Source organism: Amycolatopsis sp. lyj-90, from assembly GCF_046549035.1.
GTDB lineage: Bacteria > Actinomycetota > Actinomycetes > Mycobacteriales > Pseudonocardiaceae > Amycolatopsis.
The window spans coordinates 15,055-37,622 of sequence record NZ_JAJPWP010000005.1; the positions used below are offsets into that span (position 1 = coordinate 15,055).

19 protein-coding genes are annotated in these 22,568 nt (G+C 67.9%); 13 read left to right on the plus strand and 6 right to left on the minus strand.

Annotation, left to right across the window (positions count from 1 at the left end; genetic code table 11):
- Nucleotides 1-107: 107 nt before the first annotated feature.
- The 6 genes from ACLJPX_RS19320 to ACLJPX_RS19345 all read left to right on the plus strand — a co-directional run bounded on the left by ACLJPX_RS19320 (nucleotide 108) and on the right by ACLJPX_RS19345 (nucleotide 6,924).
- A complete protein-coding gene (locus tag ACLJPX_RS19320) occupies nucleotides 108-746 on the plus strand; it encodes an HNH endonuclease family protein (RefSeq protein WP_410601349.1) in 639 nt (212 codons plus the stop codon).
- A 207-nt stretch (nucleotides 747-953) separates the two neighbouring features.
- On the plus strand, nucleotides 954-2,561 hold the full coding sequence (locus ACLJPX_RS19325) for an ABC transporter substrate-binding protein (RefSeq protein ID WP_410601350.1): 1,608 nt from the start codon (nucleotides 954-956) through the stop codon (nucleotides 2,559-2,561).
- On the plus strand, nucleotides 2,558-3,508 hold the full coding sequence (locus ACLJPX_RS19330; protein WP_410601352.1) for an ABC transporter permease: 951 nt from the start codon (nucleotides 2,558-2,560) through the stop codon (nucleotides 3,506-3,508). The genes ACLJPX_RS19325 and ACLJPX_RS19330 overlap by 4 nt, the downstream gene beginning before the upstream one ends.
- Nucleotides 3,501-4,316, plus strand: a complete 816-nt coding sequence (locus ACLJPX_RS19335; protein WP_410601353.1) for an ABC transporter permease — start codon at nucleotides 3,501-3,503, stop codon at nucleotides 4,314-4,316. The genes ACLJPX_RS19330 and ACLJPX_RS19335 overlap by 8 nt, the downstream gene beginning before the upstream one ends.
- A complete protein-coding gene (locus tag ACLJPX_RS19340) occupies nucleotides 4,313-5,890 on the plus strand; it encodes a dipeptide ABC transporter ATP-binding protein (protein ID WP_410601354.1) in 1,578 nt (525 codons plus the stop codon). The genes ACLJPX_RS19335 and ACLJPX_RS19340 overlap by 4 nt, the downstream gene beginning before the upstream one ends.
- Nucleotides 5,887-6,924 (plus strand): LLM class flavin-dependent oxidoreductase, encoded by a 1,038-nt coding sequence (locus ACLJPX_RS19345; RefSeq protein WP_410601355.1) that lies wholly within the window; start codon nucleotides 5,887-5,889, stop codon nucleotides 6,922-6,924. Before ACLJPX_RS19340 ends, ACLJPX_RS19345 begins: the two co-directional genes overlap by 4 nt.
- Here the strand turns inward: ACLJPX_RS19345 and ACLJPX_RS19350 are convergent.
- Nucleotides 6,921-8,810: an FAD/NAD(P)-binding protein gene (locus ACLJPX_RS19350; RefSeq protein WP_410601356.1), complete on the minus strand. Its 1,890-nt coding sequence runs from the start codon at nucleotides 8,808-8,810 to the stop codon at nucleotides 6,921-6,923. The genes ACLJPX_RS19345 and ACLJPX_RS19350 overlap by 4 nt on opposite strands.
- A 123-nt stretch (nucleotides 8,811-8,933) precedes the next feature.
- Here ACLJPX_RS19350 and ACLJPX_RS19355 point away from each other — a divergent pair, with 123 nt between their 5' ends.
- The 3 genes from ACLJPX_RS19355 to ACLJPX_RS19365 all read left to right on the plus strand — a co-directional run bounded on the left by ACLJPX_RS19355 (nucleotide 8,934) and on the right by ACLJPX_RS19365 (nucleotide 13,278).
- Nucleotides 8,934-10,064, plus strand: coding sequence for an LLM class flavin-dependent oxidoreductase (locus ACLJPX_RS19355; RefSeq protein ID WP_101611328.1), 1,131 nt, complete (start codon nucleotides 8,934-8,936; stop codon nucleotides 10,062-10,064).
- Nucleotides 10,065-10,502: 438 nt separating this feature from the next.
- Nucleotides 10,503-11,756, plus strand: coding sequence for an MFS transporter (locus ACLJPX_RS19360; protein ID WP_101611329.1), 1,254 nt, complete (start codon nucleotides 10,503-10,505; stop codon nucleotides 11,754-11,756).
- A gap of 202 nt (nucleotides 11,757-11,958) precedes the next feature.
- The gene (locus ACLJPX_RS19365) at nucleotides 11,959-13,278 is read left to right on the plus strand and encodes a GGDEF domain-containing protein (RefSeq protein ID WP_410601358.1); all 1,320 of its coding nucleotides are present in this window, start codon (nucleotides 11,959-11,961) and stop codon (nucleotides 13,276-13,278) included.
- On the opposite strand, the gene ACLJPX_RS19370 is transcribed toward ACLJPX_RS19365, so the two are convergent.
- A complete protein-coding gene (locus tag ACLJPX_RS19370; protein WP_410601901.1) occupies nucleotides 13,275-13,856 on the minus strand; it encodes a TetR/AcrR family transcriptional regulator in 582 nt (193 codons plus the stop codon). The genes ACLJPX_RS19365 and ACLJPX_RS19370 overlap by 4 nt on opposite strands.
- Nucleotides 13,857-13,990: 134 nt before the next feature.
- Here ACLJPX_RS19370 and ACLJPX_RS19375 point away from each other — a divergent pair, with 134 nt between their 5' ends.
- Nucleotides 13,991-15,217 carry a lipase family protein gene (locus ACLJPX_RS19375; RefSeq protein WP_410601359.1) on the plus strand — a complete coding sequence of 409 codons (1,227 nt, stop codon included), beginning with the start codon at nucleotides 13,991-13,993 and terminating at the stop codon, nucleotides 15,215-15,217.
- A 67-nt stretch (nucleotides 15,218-15,284) separates the two neighbouring features.
- On the opposite strand, the gene ACLJPX_RS19380 is transcribed toward ACLJPX_RS19375, so the two are convergent.
- The gene (locus ACLJPX_RS19380; RefSeq protein ID WP_101611333.1) at nucleotides 15,285-15,692 is read right to left on the minus strand and encodes a DUF3151 domain-containing protein; all 408 of its coding nucleotides are present in this window, start codon (nucleotides 15,690-15,692) and stop codon (nucleotides 15,285-15,287) included.
- 231 nt (nucleotides 15,693-15,923) lie between these two features.
- On the opposite strand from ACLJPX_RS19380, the gene ACLJPX_RS19385 reads away from it, so the two are divergent.
- Nucleotides 15,924-17,141, plus strand: coding sequence for a hypothetical protein (locus tag ACLJPX_RS19385; protein ID WP_410601360.1), 1,218 nt, complete (start codon nucleotides 15,924-15,926; stop codon nucleotides 17,139-17,141).
- A gap of 3 nt (nucleotides 17,142-17,144) precedes the next feature.
- On the opposite strand, the gene ACLJPX_RS19390 is transcribed toward ACLJPX_RS19385, so the two are convergent.
- The 3 genes from ACLJPX_RS19390 to ACLJPX_RS19400 form a co-directional block, all read right to left on the minus strand.
- Nucleotides 17,145-18,419, minus strand: a complete 1,275-nt coding sequence (locus ACLJPX_RS19390; protein WP_410601361.1) for an ATP-binding protein — start codon at nucleotides 18,417-18,419, stop codon at nucleotides 17,145-17,147.
- 209 nt (nucleotides 18,420-18,628) lie between these two features.
- Complete coding sequence (fbaA, locus tag ACLJPX_RS19395; RefSeq protein WP_101611336.1) at nucleotides 18,629-19,660, minus strand: class II fructose-bisphosphate aldolase; 1,032 nt, start codon at nucleotides 19,658-19,660, stop codon at nucleotides 18,629-18,631.
- 83 nt (nucleotides 19,661-19,743) lie between these two features.
- Nucleotides 19,744-20,565, minus strand: coding sequence for an LLM class F420-dependent oxidoreductase (locus tag ACLJPX_RS19400; protein ID WP_410601362.1), 822 nt, complete (start codon nucleotides 20,563-20,565; stop codon nucleotides 19,744-19,746).
- Nucleotides 20,566-20,615: 50 nt separating this feature from the next.
- Here ACLJPX_RS19400 and ACLJPX_RS19405 point away from each other — a divergent pair, with 50 nt between their 5' ends.
- The gene (locus ACLJPX_RS19405; RefSeq protein WP_410601363.1) at nucleotides 20,616-21,527 is read left to right on the plus strand and encodes an aldo/keto reductase; all 912 of its coding nucleotides are present in this window, start codon (nucleotides 20,616-20,618) and stop codon (nucleotides 21,525-21,527) included.
- 149 nt (nucleotides 21,528-21,676) lie between these two features.
- Nucleotides 21,677-22,567 carry an SDR family oxidoreductase gene (locus ACLJPX_RS19410; protein ID WP_101611339.1) on the plus strand — a complete coding sequence of 297 codons (891 nt, stop codon included), beginning with the start codon at nucleotides 21,677-21,679 and terminating at the stop codon, nucleotides 22,565-22,567.
- Nucleotide 22,568 lies beyond the last annotated feature (1 nt).

The following is a 22,568-nucleotide window of genomic DNA, read 5'->3' on the forward strand; positions in this document are numbered from 1 at the left end:
ACCCTCTGTTCACGAATGGCCAGCAGAGTGTCACCCGATGGTGTTGCGCAGGCCATATCCGTGTCGCAAGGTGACTTGGTCCCCACACCTGACACGGAGGCAGCAATATGCCAACTGCGCTTGCTGTTCGTCGCTCCTTCACCGTTCTCGCCGTCTCGGCGATCGTCTCGGCCGGAGTCGTCGGCATCGCCGAAGCGACACCCCCTGGCATCCCGTCGACAGCGACCGCCAAGACCCAGCTCGCCTCGCTGACCGTCCAGCCGGACGGTTCGTCGAGCGGGTACAGCCGCGAGAAGTTCCCGCATTGGTCCGACCAGGGCAACAGCTGCAACACCCGTGAGGTCGTACTGAAGCGGGACGGCACGAACGTGCAGCAGGACGGCAGTTGCGCCGCGGTCTCCGGCAGCTGGTTCAGCCCGTACGACGACGCCACCTGGACCGCGGCGTCCGATGTGGACATCGACCACGTCGTGCCGCTTTCGGCCGCGTGGCGCACCGGGGCGTCGTCGTGGACCACCGCGCAGCGGCAGGCGTTCGCGAACGACCTCAGCGCGCCGCAGCTGATCGCCGTGACCGACAACGTCAACCAGGAGAAGGGCGACAAGTCGCCGGACGCCTGGAAGCCGCCGTCCACCGGTTACTGGTGCACCTACGCGAAGATGTGGACCACGGTGAAGGCCAAGTACAAGCTCACCATCAAGTCGGCCGAGAAGACCGCGCTGACGGACATGCTCAACCGCTGCTGACCACCCCAGTACATGAAGGCCCCCATCCTGTACTCAGGCGCAAGGATGGGGGCCTTCATGTACTTCCCTAGCTGTCAAGCGGGGTCTTGGGAGGTTTCGCAGGCTGGGAGTGGCGCTCAGCATGTGGGCCGCCCTCAAGGTGCGTGATTAGCGTGAATCGGGTCGGCGCAAGCACAAGAGCGCCCCGTTCCCGCTGGAGGCCACCCGGTGTCCCGTACCGCCGCCACATCCCTGCTGGCCTTGTCCGCCCTCGTCCTCACCGCCTGCTCGTCCGCAGGCGGTTCGACCGGCGCCGATGCCGGGCCGCCCAAACCCGGGGGCACGCTGCGCCTCGGGATCTCGTCGAGTCCCGACTGCATCGACCCGCAGCAGGTCGGCACGAACGCGTCGCTCAACGTCGGCCGTCAGCTGGTCGATTCGCTGACCGACCAGGATCCGTCCACCGGTGAGATCAAGCCGTGGCTGGCCGAAAAATGGGAGAGCAACGCGGATTCGACCGCGTTCACCTTCCATCTGCGCGACGGCGCGACGTTCTCCGACGGCAGCCCAGTCGACGCCGCCGCGGTCAAGACGAGCTTCGACGCGGTCAAGGCGCTCGGCCCGAAATCGCAGCTCGGCTCCGGCTACCTCGCCGTGTACAAGGGCACGACGGTCGTCGACCCGAAGACGGTCAAGATCGAGTTCTCCGTTCCCAGCGCCCAATTCCTGCAGGCCAGCTCGACGATGTCGCTCGGCATCCTCGCGCCCGCCGCGTACCGGAAGACCGCGGACCAGCGCTGCCAAGGGGACGGCCTGATCGGTTCGGGCCCGTTCGTCTTCGAAAGCCTGAAGCAGAACCAGGAAATCGTCCTCGCCAAACGCAAGGGCTACGGCTGGGGCTCGTCGCTGTTCAAGCACCAGGGCGAGGCGTACCTCGACAAGATCGCCTACAAGATCGTGCCGGAACCCGGCGTCCGCACCGGAAGTCTCGCGTCCGCGCAGCTCGACGCCATCACCGACGTCCAGCCGGTCGACGAACCGCAGTTCACCGGGAACGGCTTCACCGAGCCCACCCGCCCGAACCCCGGTGTCGTGTTCAACCTGCACGCCAACGTCACCAAGGGTGTGCTCACCGACGAGAAGGTCCGCCAGGCGGTGGTCAAGGGCATCAACCGGCCCGAGGTCACGAACACCGTCCTGACGCCGAACTACAAGCCGGCCACCAGCATCCTCGGCTCGGCGACGCCGTTCTACGCCGACCTTTCGCCGCTGCTGGCCTACGATCCGGCCGGGGCGACGTCGCTGCTGGAGAGCGCGGGCTGGGTGCCCGGCCCGGATGGGATCCGCACGAAGAACGGCCAGCGATTGACCGCGAAGGTGCTCTTCTCCCTGGTGTTCAACCAGAACAAGAGCGTGCTCGAACTCGTGCAGCAGCAGTTGCGCAAGATCGGCTTCGACCTCCAGATCGAACAGCGCACCACCGCCGAGACCGTGCAGGTCACGCAGAGCGGCAACTACGAGTACCTCTGGTACAACACCACCCGTGCGGATCCGGACATCCTGCGCAACCTGTTCTCCACCAAGGCGAACAACCGCAGCAAGCTCCCCGCGGGCAATCCGGTCGACGCGCCGCTCGACGCACAGTCGTCCACTGTGGACCCCGCCAAGCGGAAGCCCGCCGCCGAAGAGGCGCAGCGCGCGATCATCGAGCACGGCTACTCGGCTCCGGTGTTCGAGCTGACCCAGGTGCTGGCGCACGGGCCGAACGCGCACGGCGTCGGGTTCGAAGCGTCGTCACGGCTGCAGCTGTTCGACGCCTGGGTGTCCGGCTCGTGACGCGGTATCTGCTCCGGCGGATCCTGCAGGCGGTCTTCGTCCTGTGGGCGGCGTTCACCTTGTCCTTCGTGATCCTCTACCTCCTGCCGGGCGACGCGGTCAGCGCGAAGCTCGGCGGGGGCGAGGCCGGCCTTTCCGTGACACCGGAGCAACTGGCCGTGGCGAAGGCGGAGTACGGACTCGACGACCCGCTGCCGCTGCAGTACGGGAAACGGCTGGTCGCCGCGCTGCAGGGCGACTTCGGCCGCTCGATCGCCACCGGCGACGACGCCACGAACATGGTCGTCTCGGCGCTGCCGCCGACGCTCGCGGTCACCGGATTCGCCCTGGTGCTCGCGATCCTGTTCGGCGGCGGGATCGCGGTCGCCGGCACCTACACCCGGCATCGCTGGCTGGGCAACGCCCTGCTCGCGTTGCCGCCGCTGGGGATCTCGCTGCCGCCGTTCTGGGTCGGGCTGGTGCTCATCCAGTTCTTCTCCTTCCAGCTCAGGCTGGTGCCCGCGCTGGGGTCGAACGGCTTCGAGTCGCTCATCCTGCCCGCGATCACCCTCGCCATCCCGACCGGCGCGATCATCGGGCAGGTGATGGCGAAGAGCCTCCGCACGCAGCTTTCCGAGCCGTACACCGAAATCGCACTGGCGAAAGGGGCGAGCCGCTTGAGAGTCCATTTCGGACACATTCTGCGCAACGCGGCGGTGCCCACGCTGACCATCGCCGGGGTGGTCGCCGGCAACCTGATCGCGGGGTCGGTGATCACCGAGACGGTGTTCTCCCGTGACGGCATCGGGCGGGTGACCACGTCGGCGGTCACCGCGCAGGACATCCCGGTGGTCCAGGCGGTGATCGTGCTGGCGGCGCTGGTGTTCGTCGTCATCAACCTCGCCGTCGACCTCGTCTATCCGCTGCTGGACCCGCGGATCCGACACCGGGAGACGGCCGATGCCTGACGTTCTCACCCGAACCCGGCGGCAGCCGGGGCTGGTGGTCGCGGTCGCGATCCTCGCCTTCGCCCTGCTCTCCGCGCTCGTCCCGGACCTGTTCACCGGGCAGGACCCGCTCGCCGGTGTCCCCGCCGAGAAGATGCAGGGCCCTTCGCTCGCACATCTCTTCGGTACCGACGAAACCGGGCGGGACATCTTCGCGCGAGTGGTGCACGGCGCCGCGCTTTCCCTGCAGGCGACCGTGCTCGCCGTCGTGGTCGCGCTCGTGGCCGGTTCCGCGCTCGGCCTGCTCGCCGGGTTCCGGGGCGGTGCCCTCGATTCGGCGATCATGCGCTGCGTCGACGTGCTGCTGGCGATCCCGTCCATCCTGCTTTCGCTCGCGCTGGTCACCGCGCTCGGCTTCGGGACGACCAACATCGCGATCGCGGTCGGCGTCGCGAACCTCGCGCAGTTCGCCCGGCTGATGCGCGCCGAAGTCCTGCGCGTCCGCAGCGGTGTGTTCGTCGAGGCCGCCCGTGCCGGAGGCGTGCGGTGGACCGGGGTGCTCGGACGGCATGTGCTGCCCAACGCGCTCGGTCCGGTGCTCGCGCTGGCGACGCTCACCTTCGGCACGGCGGTACTGGAGGTTTCCGCACTGAGCTTCCTCGGCTACGGCGCCACCCCGCCGACCCCGGAGTGGGGCTCGCTCGTGGCGGGCGGCCGCGGCTTCCTCGCCACCGCCTGGTGGATGACGACCTTCCCCGGGCTCACCGTCGCGGCCGTGGTGCTGTCCGCGAACCGGCTGTCCAGAGCGATCGAAGGAGACGAGCGGTGAGCGAACTGCTGACCATCCGTGACCTCGCGGTTTCCTACAAGGGCATACCCGCGGTGGACGGTGTGGATCTTGAAGTCCACAAAGGACAGATTGTCGCGGTCGTCGGCGAGTCCGGCTCCGGCAAGAGCACGACGGCGCACGCGGCGATCGGGCTGCTGCCTCACGGCGGGAGGATCGAGCGCGGCGAGATCACTTTCGACGGTCGTGAACTCACGAAACTCTCCGACCGCGCTTGGCGTTCCGTGCGCGGCCGTGAGATCGCCCTGGTCCCCCAGGATCCGACGGTCTCGCTCAATCCCGTGCACCGGATCGGCGACCAGGTCGCCGAGGTACTGCTGATCCACGGCCTCGCGGACAGGCGCACCGCGGGCGCGGAGGCGGTGAAGCTGTTGCGCAAGGCCGGGATCAGCGACCCCGAGGCACGCGCGCGGCAGTATCCGCACGAGTTGTCCGGCGGGCTCCGTCAGCGCGCGCTGATCGCCTCCGCGCTGGCCGGGCGGCCGAAGCTCATCATCGCCGACGAACCGACCAGCGCGCTCGACGTCACCGTGCAGCGGCAGATCCTCGACCACCTCGAAGAACTCGCCTCCGAAGCGGGCACCGCCGTCCTGCTGATCACCCACGATCTCGGTGTCGCGTCCGACCGGGCGTCGCGGATCGTCGTGCTGTCCCAGGGAAGCGTCGTCGAGGAGGGCACGACCGGCGAGATCCTTTCCGCCCCGTCACAGCAGTACACCCGGGATCTGCTCGCCGCCGCGCCCAGCCTTTCCGACACGCCGCTGCGGGAACCGAAACCACCGTCGTCCGACGTCCTGGTTTCGGTCCGCGACCTCGGCAAGAGCTTCGGGGCGATCCGAGCCGTCGACGGCGTTTCGTTCGACATCGCCCGCGGGCGGACGCTCGCGCTGGTCGGCGAATCCGGCTCGGGCAAATCGACGACGGCGCGGATGATCCTCCGTCTGGAGAACCCGTCCGAGGGGGTGGTCGAGTTCGACGGGCAGGACATCACCGCGCTGCGCGGCGAGGACCTGCGGCGGCTTCGGCGCCGGTTCCAGCTGGTGTACCAGAACCCGTACGCCTCACTGAACCCGAAGTTCAGCATCGAAGACGTCGTCTCCGAACCCCTGCGGGCTTTCGGTGTCGGCACGAAGGCGGAACGCCGGGCGCGCGCGGCGGAACTGATCGACCAGGTCGCGCTGCCGTCCTCGGTGCTCGAGCGCAAACCCGCCGAACTGTCCGGCGGGCAACGGCAACGGGCGGCCATCGCGCGGGCGCTCGCCCTGCGCCCGGAGCTGATCGTGGCCGACGAACCGGTTTCGGCGCTGGACGTTTCGGTGCAGGCACAGATCTTGCGGCTGCTCGCCGACCTTCAGGACGAACTCGGGCTGACCTACCTGTTCATCTCGCACGACCTCGCGGTGGTCCGCCAGATCGCGGACACCGTCGGCGTGCTGCGCGGCGGCGAGCTCGTCGAACTCGGCCCGGCGCAGGACGTCCTCGACCGGCCGAGCGCGGAGTACACCAGGGAGCTGCTGGCCGCGATCCCGGGCCGGAAACCGTTGGAGGCACGATGAAGTTCGGGCTCTTTTCCCTCGTCGCGAACCACCCCGACCCGGTGAGCGGGGTGACGCCGACCCAGCACGAACGTCTGCGTCGAGTTGTCGACGAAGCGATTTTCGCCGAAGAACTCGGCTTCGACGCGTACGGCGTCGGCGAACGGCACGGCGAACCGTTCCTCTCCTCGGCGCCGCCGGTGATCCTGGCCGCGGTGGCCGAACGCACCGAGCGGGTCCGGCTGCTGACCACGCTGACCGTGATCAGCGTCCTGGACCCGGTCCGCGTCGCCGAGGACTACGCGACGCTGGACCAGCTTTCCGGCGGACGACTGGAACTCATGATCGGGAAGGGCAACGATCCCCGGCATTTCCCGCTGTTCGGGCTCGAAGAGGACCGGCAGTGGGAGTACCAGGCGGAGAAGTTCGCCCTGCTGCGCCGTCTCTTCCTGGAGGAGGGCGTGACCTGGGAGGGCGAGTTCCGCGCGCCGCTGACGGACGTCACGACGCAGCCTCGTCCCTTCCACCCGCGGCCGCGGATCTGGCACGGGAGCGCGTCGAGCACCGAGTCGACCGAGCTGGCGGCGAAGTTCGGCGACCCGCTGTTCACCGCGAACGGTTTCCACCCCAAGAAGAAGTACGCCGATCTGATCGACCACTACCGGCGGCGGTGGGTGGAGTACGGCCACGACCCGGCGGACGCGCTCGTCGGTTCGGGCGCGGGCGGGCTGTACGTCGCCAAGACGTCGCAGGCAGCGCTGGACGGCTACCGGCCGTACTTCGAGGCGCTGATGCAGACGCCGGCGTACCAGCACAACAAGTCGGAGTTCACCTCTCTGGAGGACAAGATCACGAACGGTTCGGCGCTGGTCGGGAGCCCGGAACAGGTGATCGACAAGATCGGCGACTACCACGCGTCGTTCGGGCACGAGGTCCAAGCGGTCTCCGTCGACGGCCTGACGTCCGAGGAGGCGCGAGACGTTCTGGAGCTCTTCGCTGCCGACGTCATCCCGACCGTGCGGAAAGAACTGCCCTCCCGGGTGTGGGAAGGCTAGGTCAGCTTCAGGATCTCGCGGGCGACAGTGTCGTTCTGCCGAAAGGGAAGCGCGTTGGTCCGCGGCCGGGTGAACGCCCCCGCGGACCGCGCGGACGTATGCGGGCCGAGCGCGAACCGGCGCGGATGGGGACGGCCCTCACCGTCGAGCATCCGGCCGTCGGAGACGCGGGTGTGGATCCGGCCGGCGAGCAGCCGGTCACCGGTGACCGTGTCGAGCACCGCTTCCTCTCCTAGCGCGCCGCTGTCGCGCAACTGTCGCAAAAGGACATCCGAGGCGCGCTCGATGCTCGGCTCGGGCAACCGCGCCTCGACGAGCGTCCGCGCCTCGGTCTCTCCCGGGAAGCTCGCACCGGACGCGACGAACGCCCGTCGCTCCTCATCGGCCGACACCCGCATTTCGGCGCCCAAAAAGGAAACGAGTCCGGCTTCCTGGAGTGCGAGCAGTTCTTCCAGCCGACGCGGAGGCGGTCCGCTGGCGAAGTAGGAGAAGAAGCCGAGGAACCATCCGTCCAAATCGGATAGTTGTGACGCGGCGTCGAGCCGCCCGGTCTGCACGAGCGCGGGAAGCTGGCCCATCACGGACAGCAGCGCCATGAACGCGCCCAGATCCGCGCTGTACTGGGCATCCGCCCGGCGGCTCAAGTCCGCCTCGACGTACTCGCGCAGTTCCTTGCCGTACTCCTCGGCGGTGCCGAACTCCGAGCCCGCCATCGGCCGGTCGAGCCGGTCCAGGTCGAGCCGATCGTCCGGCGCCGGGACCGCCCGCGCCACCAGTGCGGCGAGGTCACCGGGCGCCGCGTCCGCGAAAGCGTCGGCGAAGACGGCGAACTCCATGCGCACCCGCTCGGGATGGGCGGTGAACAGCTCGCTGTAGTAGGCCCAGGCGATCTCCTTCGAGATCAGCGGCCAGACGTCGCGGCGGAAGTCGATCCGGCCGGGCACGGCGCAGAGCTTCTCGATGGCGTACGCGTCGAAGAACCGGGGAAGCTGCAACGGCTTTCCGCTCAGCCGGTAGCCGATCTTCGCGTGATACGGCACCCCGCGGCGCGACCCGATGTGCAGCACGGGCTCGGCGCCGCTGGGGTGGTACTTCAACCCGCCGCACGCCTGGTCTTCGAAGCGACCGCCGCGGCCTTCGGTCAGCAGCAGCATCAGGTCGACGAACGCGAGACCGAATCCGCGCACCAGCACGGTTTCCCCGGGTCCGATCGCCGAATAGTCGACGTCGGCGGTATATCCGGCCGGGTAGTACGCGAGATCGTGACGGGCGGCGAACTCCGCGAGTTCGGTCTCGCGGGCGTTCGGCTCGGCGTCCAGATGCCCGACGGTGAACAGGACCGCGTCCACCTTCAGGGGATCCGCCCGGTCTTCCAGCCAGAGCGACTGCGGCTCGCCGTCTTCGAGCCGCACCGCGCGGGTCCGGTGCTCGACGACCTCGATCCCGCCGGGGAGTTCGGAGCGCACCTTGCGGTGGAACCAGGCGAGATACGCGCTTTGCAGCCGTCGCGTCGGGAAGTGATCGCTTTGCAGGGCGTCCAGTTCGGCGCGCAGGCTTTCGTCGACCTCGGCGTCGAGCGTGCCAGCGCGGACCTGCCGGGCCCACTCGATCAGCGACGGTCCCGGCCGGATCGGACCGTCGATCTTGACGGTGTCGTCGGTGAAGACCGTGACGTCCTCGGGCATGGAGTTCATCCGCAGCAGCGGCGACTGCTCGTACCGCCAGACCCGCCCGGCCCCGGCGGGAAAGGGATCGACGAGGTGCACCACCAGCCGGCGCCCGCCGAGCAGTTCGGCGGCGTTCGCGCCGAGTCGTTCCAGCACGCCGACCCCACGCGGACCGGCGCCGACCACCGCGAGCACGTAGGGAACGTCTGGAGTACTCACGAGGCCGAAGCTACGCCGGGATTCCGGGGCGCGTGCGGGTTCTCACGGAGCGGAACTCGTTGCCACACCGGGGAACCCGGGCGTACTCGTCGTGCAGGGGGACACGGACGAGAGGGACGGACGATGCCGGTCGAATTCCTGGGTATCGGAGGCACCAACGACGGTTCGGAGACGCAGACACGGTCGGGCGGCGTCTTCGACAAGGACTACACGCTGCGCCTCGCGCGGGCGCACGAGGACTTCGGCTGGGACCGGGTGCTGTTCGCGTACGGCTCGAGCGGGCCCGATCCGGCACAGGCCGCGGCCTACGTCGCGGCGAAACTCGACAAGCTCCAAATCCTGCTGGCGCACCGGCCGAACGTCTCGTATCCGACGTTCGCGGCGAAGACGTTCGCCACGCTGGACCAGCTTTCCGACGGGAAGCTCACGGTCCACTTCATCACCGGCGGCAGCGACCACGAGCAGCAGCGTGAAGGCGATTACCTCACCAAGGACGAGCGCTACTCACGCACGCGCGAGTACATCCAGATCGTGAAGCAGGCGTGGACGTCCGAGGAGCCCTTCGACCACGAAGGCGAGCACTACCGCTTCGCCGACTTCGTGCTCGATGTCCGTCCTGCACAGCAGCCACGGCCCGGCGTCTCGTTCGGCGGGTCGTCTCCGGCGGCGTACGCGGCGGGCGGGGCCGAAGCGGACATCTTCTGCCTGTGGGGTGAGCCCCTCGCGCAGACGGCCGAGCAGATCGCTTCGGTCAAGGCCGCGGCGAAGGCCGCCGGACGGACCGACGTCCCGCGGATCCAGGTCGCGTTCCGCCCGATCATCGCGCCGACCGAGGAACTCGCCTGGGAGAAGGCGTACCGCACGGTCGACGCGATCAAGGCTCGTACGAGCGGTGGCAAGCAGCTCACCCGGCGGCATTCGCTCACGAATCCGGAGAACACCGGCTCGCGGCGGCTCCTCGCGGTCGCCGCCGAGGGTGAGCGGTTCGACCGGGCACTGTGGACGCCCACCGCGACCGCGACCGGCGGTGCCGGGAACTCCACCGCGCTGGTCGGCACGCCCGAAACCGTCGCGCAGGCCCTGCTCGACTACTACGACCTCGGCGTCGACATCCTCTCGGCGCGCGGGTACGACATGCTCGGCGACACGATCGACTTCGGCCGTCACGTCATCCCGATCGTGCGCGAAGAGGTCGCCAAACGGGACGCGGCGAAGGTGGCCCCGGTCCGGGAGGTGCTCGCGGTCGACGGCTGAGCCGTTCACTCCACCGAGTGCGGTTCGATCATCCGTTTGGCGGTTGGCGCCGGAGTCGCTTTCGGTCGCTCAGCGGAGTCGGAGAGCGGTCGGGCGCCCTCGGCGGCCCGGCGGTGCGGAACTCTCTTCAGCCAGTCGGCGTGGAACGGGAATCCCGAGCCGGACGACGCGACCGAGTCCGGATTTCACTGACGACGGACCCGAAACAACCGAAAGCCGCTGGTCTGGACCTTAGTCCCGACCAGAGGGACATCGGCGTCGTCAGGCCGCCCTTCACCGAAAAAGATCTCTAACTCCAGAAACCCGGCGAAAGAACCTAGCCAATCACCAACAGTCAGGAGACACTTACGTGAACGAATGACGCTTCGTGACGAGCTCGTGACCGCGTTACTCTCGGTCACGAGTTTGTCGCGTAATAAGGACCCTATTGGGGGCAACATGGCTTCGGCCGGACGGGTCACCTACCGTGAGGTGTTCGGTGTAGCCGAGTTCCGTTCGCTCTGGTTCGCCGAGCTTTTTTCGATCTTCGGCGATCAACTCGCCAGAGTCGCGCTCTCGGTCCTCGTCTTCACCGAAACCCGCTCCGCGACCCTGACCGGTCTCACGTACGCGCTGACCTACGCCCCTTCACTGCTCGGCGGCATCTTCCTCACCGGCTTCGCGGACCGCTTCCCCCGGCGGACCGTGATGGTGGTCGTGGACCTGCTGCGGGCCGCGCTGATCGCGCTGGTCGCCGTCCCGGTCCTGCCGTTCTGGGTCCTGTGCGTCCTCGTCGGCGCCGTCTCGTTGCTGAATCCGCCGTTCAAGGCCGCCCAGCTGGCCCTGCTGCCGCAGATCCTCGAAGGCGACCGGTTCGTCGTCGGCATGGCGATCCGCAGCATGACCGTCCAATCGGCGCAGCTGGCCGGATTCGCCGGCGGCGGTCTCCTGCTGACCGCGCTCGAACCCCACATCGCCCTCGCGCTGGACGCGATCACGTTCCTGATCTCGGCGCTGTTCGTCCGGTTCGGCCTCGCCTCGCGCCCGGCCGCGGCGGCCGGTGAGAAGCGCAAGTCGTTCTTCGCGTCCATCGGCTCGGGCGGGAAGATCGTCTTCGCCAGCTCAGGGCTGCGCTCGCTGCTGCTGTTCACCTGGCTGATGGGCCTGCTGCCGGTGTACGAGGGCATCGCGGCGCCTTACGTCGCCTCGTCGGGCGGCGGCCCCGAAGTCATCGGCCTGCTGCTCGCCGCCGACCCGATCGGCAGCGTGATCGGCGCGTTCATCTACTCGCGCTGGGTGCCGGCGCACGCCAGACCGAAGCTGATCGGACCGCTTTCGGCGCTGACGGCGATCCCGCTGCTGCTGTGCTTCCTGCAGCCGGGTCCGCTGTCGTCGATCCTGCTGTTCGTGGTCTGCGGCGGTTTCGGCACGGTGGCGCTGATGCAGGCGACGGCGTCACTGACGCTGGCCGTGCCGGACGAGAGCCGGGCACAGGTGATGGGGCTGTCGAACACCGGGCTGACCACGACGATGGGCGTGAGCCCACTGATCGGCGGAATCCTGGCGGATCAGGTGGGCCCGCAGTCGACGGTCGGCGTCTTCGGACTTGCGGGATTGCTGCTGACGATCCCGCTGGCGCTGAGCTGGCGGCGGAGCCTCAACGGTGATCCGGAACGGTGGCAGGAAAAAGACGCCGCACGCGCGGAACATTGAGGTGTTCCACGCGCCGGCCCGATCGCGCGGCCGTCTGGCGCGCGCCCCAGTTCACTGATCCCTACCGGCCATCGCTGGCACCTTTCCCTCGACCTCTCAGAGAAAAGTACACACCTAGGGAGCTTGTCGACAGCCCGCAAGTCGGTAGAAGCTGTCCGTAAGTAGGGGGTTTCGGAGAATGACGCAAGAGTCAGGGGGAAAGATGATCACATCGGAGGAACGCGCTGGACATCGTTCGGCTCTCACGGTAGCGACGTGGGAGCTGTGGAAGAGGCCTAAGCACTGGATCGCCTACACAGGGCTTTCCGTGGCGACGATGCTGGCACTGACGGGGGTCTTCGCAGCATCCATCGCCATCACGTCTTCGCAGGTCTTGCTTTGTTTTCTGCTCGCGGGACTCGCCATCGCGCACACCGAGGCGACTCGCCGGATCGAGCGGCAGCGGCGCAGCATGAGCGTCACTCCGCACATCAACATGACCTCGGTCTGGGTGCTGCCGGGCGCGATTCTGCTGCCGCCGCACTTGACCGCGCTTCTCGTAACCGTGATCTATCTTCACCTCGGATACCGCAGTTGGGCAGGTCTTCGCACGGTCAACCCCCATCGAACTGTGGCGAACGCCACATCGATGACGCTGACCGCGTTCGCATCCTGGGCGGCCGTGCAGGCCGTCGGCGCCGACCCGGCGTCGGTGACCGCGATCTGCGTCGCGAGCATCGCCTTCTTCCTGATGAACGCCGTCTTCACCGGCACCGGCCTGTACTACGCGGCGCCCAAGAAGGCGACCGTCCAGACGCTCCTCGGCTCGTGGGACGACAACATCCTCGAAGCCTCGACGGTCTGCATCGGCGCGCTGGTGCTCGCCGTGCTGCCGCAGCAGCCCGTGCTGGTCCTGCTCGTCTTCCTGCCGCTGTACCTGCTGCAGCGTTCGGTGCTGATCAAGCAGCTGGAACAACTCGCGACCACCGACCAGAAGACCCAGCTGCTCAACGCCACGACCTGGCAGCAGGGCGCCGTCCGCGAGGTCGCCCGCGCCGAGCGCGAGAACGGCCAGTTCGGCGCGCTGATGATCGACCTCGACCACTTCAAGAGCATCAACGACACTTTCGGCCACCTGGCGGGCGACGACGTGCTCAAGAGTGTCGCGGCGCTGGTCAAGGCCGAAACCCGGACGCAGGACCTCGCCGGCCGCTTCGGCGGTGAGGAGTTCGTGGTGCTCCTGACCTCGTCGTCGAAGCAGGAGTCCGTCGCGGTCGCCGAGCGCATCCGCCAGCGGATCAGCGAGATGGTCATCAAGACCCAGGACAACGAGGGCAACTCCGTGGTCATCGAGCAGCGGACGGCGTCGGTCGGCGTCGCGACGTTCCCACTCGACGGCAGGACGATCGAAGAGGTCATGGCGTCGGCCGACGCCTCCGTCTACGCGGCCAAACGCAACGGCCGCAACCGCGTCGTGTCCTCACCGGACCTGGCGGCGGTCGCCGAAGAGGCTGGAAGGCCCCTGGAGGCTGTCGCGGCTTAACGCAACCGTTCCATCACGTCGGCGGCCGCGGTCCTGAGGCGGACCACGCCGCCGACGGTGAATTCGGTGAGCAGGTCGATGAGCGCGTCCGCGTCGGGCGGCTCGCCGTCCCAGCTCGCCTGGACGAGTGCCTCGGTCATCGCGAAGAACAGGGTGACCAGTGCCTTGTCCGCGCGGCCGGAGTCGACGCCGTGGCGCGCCCAGCGCTGCCGGCTCGCCTCGGTGTAGACGCCCGCGAGCCGTTCCCGAAGCCGGGTGAGGGCCGGATCGCCCATGCGTTCCGCCTCGCGCAGGACCGGGAACGCCTCGGGGTTCTCCGCGACGAAGGCGAACATGTTGGCGTAGTTGGCACGCGCCCACGACCGGAGTTCCGGCTGCGAAAGGTCGAGGGCGGGCGCGCCGATCGCCTCGAAGGCCCGCTCCTCGATATCGGCCACGACCTGGGCGAACAACGTCGCGCGGTCACCGAACTGCTCGTAAACGGCCTGGCGGGACACCCCCGCGCGCCGGGCGATCTGCTCGATCGTCGCGGCCTGCGCGCCGTGCGCCGCGAAGACACCCGCCGCCGAACCCAGCACCCGCGCGCGTTGCTCGCCGACCGGGAGCTTGCGGGGCCTCCCTCTCGGCGCCGGACTTGACATCGTGCGCCACCTCACTGACTCTCTTTTTCGACACCCCTGTCGAAAATGTTTCTGCTCAACGAGGAGCAAGCATGCGTCCAGGTTCCCGGCGCGGTGTGGCCGCCGCCGTCTCAGCGGCCACCGTCGCGGCCTTGCTGACCTTCGGGGCACAGCAGGCCATCGCCGCCCCGTCCTTCTACGATCCCCCGTCGCCGCTGCCCGCGGGTGCTCCCGGCGACATCATCCGGCACGAACCGTCCGTGTTCTACGTCGATCCCGTGAAACTCATCAAGGCCGACGCGGACGTCCAGCGGATCATGTACCGCAGCACCGACACCCACGGCAAGCCGAACGCCGTGACCGGCACCGTCCTCACTCCGAAAAAGGCGTGGACCGGACCGGGCGAGCGCCCGCTCATCGGCTACGCGGCTGGGACGCAGGGCGTCGGCGACCAGTGCGCGCCGTCGAAGGCCCTCTCGGCGGGCATGGAGTACGAAGGTCCCTTCATCGCCGGGCTGCTGCTTCGCGGCTACGGCATCGTCGTCACCGACTACGAAGGCCTCGGCACTCCCGGCGTCCACACCTACGTCAACCGCGCCTCCGAGGGCAACGCCGTCCTCGACTCGATCCGCGCGGCACAGCGCCTGCCCGAAGCGAACCTGCCGGACAACGGCCCTGTCGCGACCGCGGGCTACTCGCAGGGCGGCGGAGCGTCTGCGTCGGCCGCCGAACTGCAGCCGTCGTACGCGCCCGAACTCAAACTGAAGGGCTCTTACGCGGGCGCCGTTCCGGCGGACCTGGCCGAGGTCGGCAAGAACATCGACGGGCACTACGCGTTCGGTTTCCTCGGATTCACGCTGGTCAGCATGGACGCGGCGTATCCGGAACTGAAGATCCCGACCCTGCTCAACGCGAAGGGCGTCGAAGCGTTCGAGAAGGTCAAGCAGGAGTGCACGGTGGGCGCGATCTTCGGGTACGCGTTCACCCAGTCGAAGAACCTGACCAAGGACGGCAGGCCGCTGACCGCGTACCTCGGCGAGGAGCCGTTCAAGACGCGGGTCGACGAGCAGCTCATCGGAGCGCGTAAGCCGGGCGTGCCGACGCTGGTCGTCCACAGTGCACTCGACGACATCGTGCCCTACGCGCAGGGACGGACCATGGCGCGCTCGTGGTGCGCGAAGGGTGCGAAGGTGCAGTTCTCGACTTCGCTGGTTCCGACTCACGTCGGCGGGGCCATCCGGGCGTTCCCGGAGGCTTTCGCTTGGCTTGAGGGGCGCTTCGCGGGGCTCCCGGCCGTGGGGAACTGCGGGCTGTTCTAGGGGTCACCGATGCTATGAAAGGCCCGTTACTTGCAAATTTTGCAAGTAACGGGCCTTTCATAGCGGCTCACTTGAGGCCGGTCGCCTCCGCGGCGGCGGGGTCCGAGTCGCTGAGGAAGGTCCGGCAGCGGTCGTACTCCTCGGTCTCGCCGATCTTTCCGGCGGCCTTGCCGAGGACGGCGAGCGCGCGCAGGAAGCCCTGGTTCGGACGGTGCGCCCACGGCACCGGGCCGTGTCCCTTCCAGCCCGCGCGGCGGAGCTGGTCGAGGCCGCGGTGGTAGCCGGTGCGGGCGTACGCGTAGGCAGCGACGGTCTCGCCTGCTTCGAACGCCTTCTCGGCGAGCGAGGCCCACGCCTCGCTGTAGTCAGGGTGCTCGGCGGCGACGGCGGCCGGGTCGCTCCCGGCGTCCAGCGCCGCCTGGGCCGCGGTGTGCTCGGGGAGATGCGTCGGCTGGGGGCCGAGGAGGTTCGTCATACGGACCATTGTGCTCGTGCCCTGTGATCAGAAGAACAGGCTCCCGAGAATGCCCCCACCGGCCAGTACCAGAGCGGCGACGAGGACCGCCGCGACAAGTCGTTTCGGCATCATGGCGGCACACCTTGCCCTGCTTCGCACGCCGACCGCAAATCCGCCACCCCTACGGGTGAACCCCGATTTTCGACCCCAAATGCCCATCTCGTGACCTGGAGCAGGGAAGATACCGGCATGACAAAGGCGACAGAAGTGACCGGGGACCTCTCGCCGGGTGTCATCCCCCGCAGTCCGATCGCGAAGACGAAGCTGTTCTTCAAGCTGCACTGGCATCGCGGCGCGCCAGGACAGGCGACGCCGGACTGGGTGCTGAACTTCTGTTACGGCATGTGGCTCGCCGCGTTCGCCTTCAAGCTGGTGGGCTCGTCCTGGGACATGTCGTGGCATTTCATGTGGCTCCGGGACGACCTCGCCCCGCCGCATCTGATCAACACCGTCGGCACGGTGATCATCATGGTGCTCGTGGCGATCCACAGCTACACCGGGATGGGCGCCGATCGGCGCTCGCTGCGGCTGATGCAGATCGGGCTCGTGGTGTTCCTCATCGCGGCGCCGCTGGACGTCATCAACCACCGCGTCAACGGTCTCGACCTGACCGCGTGGAGCCCGTCGCACATGATGCTCTACATCGGAACGGGCATCATGCAGGCGGGCGTGATCATGGGCTGGCTGAAGTACGCCAAGCCCGGCCGGATGCGCACCGGCGTCCTGATCGGACTGTGGGCGTTCTTCCTGGAGAACACGTTCTTCCCGAACGGCCAGCAGGAGTACGGCATCCTCGGGCTGCGCGCCTGGGAACGCGGCACGCCCGAGGCCGAGCCGGAACTGCTGAACTTCGCCGCCAACCAGATCGGGCATCCGGTCGACAGGGTGGCCGTCGAGTACTTCACGATGCCGATCGACGACTGGGTGTACCCGCTGTGGGGCATCGGTGTGATGGCGCTGATCTTCGCGCTGGCGCGGCACACGACCGGCTTCCGCTGGGCCGGGACGACGGTCGCCGCCGCCTATCTCGGCTACCGGCTGGTGATGTGGCCGCTGCTGCTCGGGATGGGCTTCCCGATCTCGGTCGTGCCGTTCTACCTGCTCGCCGTCGGCCTCGCGGTCGACCTGGCGTTCCGCATCGGGCGGGGGCATCCGCTGCTGACGGCGGGCGTCGGCGCGCTGCTGGTGACGGCTTTCGGGTACGGGATGTTGTGGGTGCAGTCGCAGTTCCGGCCGTGGATCCTCGGCGACGCGCATACGGAGTCGGCACCGCCGGTCGCGTACTGGACGGCCGCGGTCTGCCTGGTCGGGGTGGGCGTGCTGTGGGCCGCCGCCGGGCCTGGGACGCGGGCGGTGAACTCGCTGTTGGAGAAGCGCCGGAGCCGCACGGAACTCCCGGCCGCCTGACTCTCAAGCCGAGTCGTGTCCGGCCTGCCACAACGAAGCGAGCGGGAGCGCCATCAGCCGATCACCGAAGCTGATGGCGCTCTGGCTTCCGGTGTGCAGGACGATTCCTAGCGTGAACTGATCGCCGAGAAGGTCCCGTAACTGCGCGAGCCCACGGAAGTCCGCCGCGGTCACCGTGTCACGCGCTTTCGATTCGACACCGACGACCTGCCCGTCGTCCCGTTCCAAGACCACGTCGACCTCCGCACCACCGCTCACTCGCCAGTGGTGCAGCCGCACCTCGGCGTCGCTCCACGTGGCCTGCTTGGCGAGTTCGTTGACGATGAAGGTCTCGACAAGAGGGCCGCGAGTCGGCGCCACGGGCTTCGCCAGGGACTCGGGGGACACGCCCAGCAGAGAAGCGGCGAGCCCGGTGTCGGTGAGGTGGAGCTTGGCGTGTTTCACCGCCCGGGATGTCAGGTTTCGTGACCACGCCGGGAGACGGTGGACCAGGAACACCGCTTCGAGCAATTCGACGTACTTGTTCACCGTGGTGCGATGGAGGCCGGTCCTGGTCGACGTGTTCACGCTGTTGTGTTCTTGAGCCGTGATGGAGGCCAGGTAGGCCAACAAGGCCGTCATGGCGCTGGGTTCGTTGACCCTGGACATTTCCCGGATGTCGCGCTCCGCGATGGCCTGCACATAGGCGCGGAACCAGGCTTTGCGCGCACGCGCGCTGCCGAGAAGCGCCGGTTCGGGAAAACCGCCTCGGCAGATACGCGCGAAGTAGTCCGTGCGATCGACGTTCACAGTTCCGAGGTCGAGCAAGCGGCCGGGTTCGTCGAAAGCGACATCGATGAACCGCTCGAACCGTCCCTCGAACTCACCCTGCGAAAACGGCCATACGTCGACGACGACGCCCCGGCCCGCCAGGGATTCCGAAAGGCTGGGCGTCGCCAGGAAGCGAGTGGACCCTGCGAGGACGTAGCGTCCCGGGCCGCCTTCCGCGTCGACTTCCGCCTTGATCGCCCTGATCAGCGGATCCCCCGCTCGCTGCACCTCGTCGATGAGCCTGGGCTCCGGACCGGTACCGGCGAATCCGACGGGATCTTCGATGGCCGCTTGCAGAAGCTGCTCGTCGTCCAGATTGAAGGAGGTCCCACCGTGACGCCGGTGCAGATGCCTGAGCATGGTCGTCTTGCCGGCCTGACGAGGACCGTTGATGATCACGACGCGGAAGCTCGCCAGATACTCTTCCGCGACGGCGCAGCCGGCCCGCACCAGGTCCGATTCGGCCATAGCTCCTCGAAATGCCGGGGTCGTGTACATCTCACAGTACCGTCAGCCGACATTTCACGACTGGGTGAACCGACATTCCACAGTGCAAGTGACCGACATTTTGCTGATCTTGAAACCGGTGCTCCCTCCGTCACCTCAGTGCTATGAAAGGCCCGTTACTTGCAAAATTTGCAAGTAACGGGCCTTTCATAGCACGCGAGTGAAGCGGATCAGGAGAGCTTGTTGCCCGCCGAACCCAGCGACTGAGCGGCCTCGACGATGCGCGCGGCCATGCCGGCCTCGGCGGCCTTGAGGTAGCTACGCGGGTCGTAGACCTTCTTGTTGCCGACCTCGCCGTCGATCTTCAGGACGCCGTCGTAGTTCTTGAAGAAGTGCTCCGCGATCGGACGTGTGAAGGCGTACTGCGTGTCGGTGTCGACGTTCATCTTCACGACGCCGTAGGACACCGCCTCGCGGATCTCCTCCGGCAGCGAGCCCGAACCGCCGTGGAAGACGAGCTCGAACGGCTTCGAACCGGCCGGGAGGCCGAGCTTCTTCGAGGCCGCCTCCTGGCCGCCCTTGAGGACGTCCGGGCGCAGCTTCACGTTGCCGGGCTTGTAGACGCCGTGCACGTTGCCGAAGGTCGCGGCCAGCAGGTAGCGGCCGTTCTCACCGGAACCGAGCGCGTCGATCGTCTTCAGGAAGTCGCCCTCGGCGGTGTACAGCTTCTCGTTGATCTCCGCCTCGACGCCGTCTTCCTCGCCGCCGACGACACCGATCTCGACCTCGAGGATGATGTTCGCGGCCGCGGCCTTGGCGAGGAGCTCCTGGGCGATCTCGAGGTTCTCGTCGAGGTCGATCGCGGAGCCGTCCCACATGTGGCTCTGGAACAGCGGGTGCTGACCGTTCTTGACCCGCTCCGCCGAGATCTCGATCAGCGGGCGGACGAAGCCGTCGAGCTTGTCCTTCGGGCAGTGGTCGGTGTGCAGCGCGACGTTGACGTCGTACTTGGCGGCGACGACCTGGGCGAACTCGGCCAGCGCGACCGAACCGGTCACCATGTCCTTGACCTTCTGGCCGGACGCGAACTCCGCGCCGCCGGTGGAGAACTGGATGATCCCGTCGCTCTCCGCCTCGGCGAACCCGCGGATCGCGGCGTTCAGGGTCTCCGACGAGGTCACGTTGATGGCCGGGTAGGCGAATTCGTTCGCCTTCGCCCGGTCGAGCATCTCCGCGTAGACCTCGGGGGTGGCGATGGGCATCGTTTACTCCTCCTCGAAGCAGGCTGGTGCACCTCTCGGCCGCATCGTACGAGGTCGGCCGGGAGGTGCCTACAGCCGTCGCGTCAGAGAAGGACCGCGGCGAGCGCGCGGTAGACCGGCAGGGGGTCCTGGTTCAGTACCTGGATGTTCACGTGGTCCGCCCCGGCCTCGATGTGCGCGGTGACGCCGCGGGCGACCGTCTCCGCGTCGCCGTGGACGGCCAGCGCGTCGACCAGTTTGTCACTGCCCTCGCCCGCCAGGTCCTCGTCGGTGAAACCGAGTTTCCGCAGGGAGTTCGTGTAGTTGACCAGGCCGAGGTAGAACGCCACGGACGTCCGCCCGATCGCACGGGCCTTCGCCGGGTCGGCCTCGAGGACGACCTTCTGCTCGGGCGCGAGCAGCGGTCCCTCGCCGAGGATTTCGCGCGCCTGACGCGTGTGCTCGGGCGTCATCAGGTACGGGTGGGCTCCCGCTGTGCGGTCTCCTGCGAGTTTGATCACCTTCGGGCCGAGAGCCGCCAGCGCGCGGGCTTCGACGGGCACTCCGGCCTCGTCGAGAGCGTCGAGATACTCCACCAGGGCGGTGTACGGCTTCTTGAACTCCGCAGTGTGCTCACGGTGCCCGGCGCCGACGCCGAGCAGGAAGCGACCCGGGTGCTTCGCTTCGATGCGCTTGTAGGACTCGGCGACCGTGGCCGCGTCGTCCTTCCAGATGTTGACGATGCCGGTGGCCACCTTGATCGTCTTCGTCGCGTCGAGGAGCTCCTCCGCCTTCGCGAGGTCACCCGACGGCGAGCCACCGAGCCAGATGGCGCCGTAGCCGAGTTCCTCCAGTTCGCGCGCGAGCTCCGGGGTGAACACACTTTCGTGCTGCCAGATGCCGATCCTGCCGAGTTCGATTCCCATGTTCCGAGCTAACACCGGCCTCGGCCGAAGTCTTCCCTTATGTTCGAGGCATGGCGAAACTCGGGAATACCGACCTCGACGTCCGGGGGATCAACCTCGGCGGAAACGTCTTCGGCTGGACCGCGGACGAGCAGCAGTCCTTCGCCGTCCTCGACGCCTACACGGCGGCGGGCGGCAACTTCATCGACACCGCCGACCTGTACTCCAAGGGCGGCTCCGAGACGATCATCGGCAACTGGCTGACCGAGCGCGGCAACCGCGACGACGTCGTCATCGCGACCAAGACCGGGATGTGGGACGAGCGCAAGGGGCTCTCGGCGGCGAACATCGCGGCGGCGGCCGAGGACTCGTTGCGGCGGCTCCGGACTGACCACATCGACCTCTACTACGCGCACATCGACGATCCGGAGACCCCGGTCGAGGAGACGCTTCGGGCCTTCGACGTGCTCGTGCGCGCGGGCAAGGTCCGCTACGTCGCGGCGTCGAACTTCTCCGCGGAACGACTGAGCGAAGCACTGTCCACTTCGGACCGTGAAGGGCTCGCGAAGTACGTCGCGCTGCAGCCGCACTACAACCTCGTCGAGCGGGACTACGAACGCGATCTGGCGCCGACGGTCGAGCGCGAAGGCCTGACCATCCTGCCGTATTTCTCGCTGGCCAAGGGTTTCCTCGCCGGGAAGTACCGGTCGAAGGACGACCTCGGTGACAGCCCGCGCGCCGCCCGCGCATCGTCCTATTTGGACGAACGCGGAGAACGCGTGCTCGCCGCGCTGGACGCGATCGCGGCCGACCGCGGTGTCACGGTCGCGGCGGTGTCGCTGGCTTGGCTGTTCGCCCAGCCGACCGTCACCGCGCCCATCGCGAGCGCCCGCTCGGTCGAGCAGCTGACCGACCTCCTGCCCGCGGCCGACCTCGCTCTCACCGCCGACGAACTCGACGCCCTCACCACCGCTTCGCGCTGAAAATCCCCGCATTCAGTCCTCTGGTTGCGGTAGTTCGCACCGCCAACTACCGCAACTAGAGGACGAAACGCGGACTTACTTGCGGGTAGCTTACTCCGGGTAGGTTGGGGTACCGTCCGAAAGTCTTAGGGCTCGGACGAGGAGGCAACGTGGCCAAGAACAGCGTGAACGGCAAGGTCGTCCTGATCACCGGCGCCGCGAGGGGCATCGGCGCGGGACTCGCCGAACGCCTGGCCGCGCAGGGCGCGAAGGTCGCCTTGGTCGGCATCGAGGCCAAGGAACAGCAGGCCGTCGCCGACAAGATCGGTGCGAGCGCCCACGCCTGGGAAGCCGACGTCACCAGCTGGGACGACCTCGAACGCGCCACCGCCGGCGTCGTCGAGCACTTCGGCGGGATCGACGTCGTCATCGCGAACGCCGGCATCGCGACCTCCGGTTTCGTCCGGTCGGTGGACCCCGTCGCCTTCGAGAAGGTCATCGAGGTCGACCTCCTCGGCGTCTGGCGCACCTTCCGCGTCACCCTTCCGCATGTCATCGACCGCAAGGGCTACCTGCTCGCGATCTCGTCGCTGGCCGCGATCACCCACGCGCCCGGCATGGCGAACTACGCCGCCGCGAAGGCGGGCGTCGAGGCGTTCTCCAACAGCCTCCGCGCCGAAGTCGCCCACCTCGGCGTGAAGGTCGGTGTCGCGCACCCGACCTGGATCCGCACCGACCTCGTCGAAAGCGCCGACCAGCACCCGGTGTTCGGCAAGCTCCGCGCGGGCATGCCCGGCCTGCTCGGCAAGACGTACCCGCTGAAGGTCGCCCTCGACCTCCTCCAGGCCGGGGTCAACAAGCGTGCCCGCACCATCCACGTCCCGCGCTGGGTCGGCGGGCTCAAGCTCATCCGGGCGTTCCTGCCCCCGATCATCGAGATCGGCTCCCGCGGCCGGATCAAGAAGGCCGACGCGGCCGCACTCGTGGACATCGAGCAGCGTGGCGCGTACGAATCTTCAGTGACCGGTCAAGCAGGCCGGGCCGCCACGAAGAAGGGCTGAC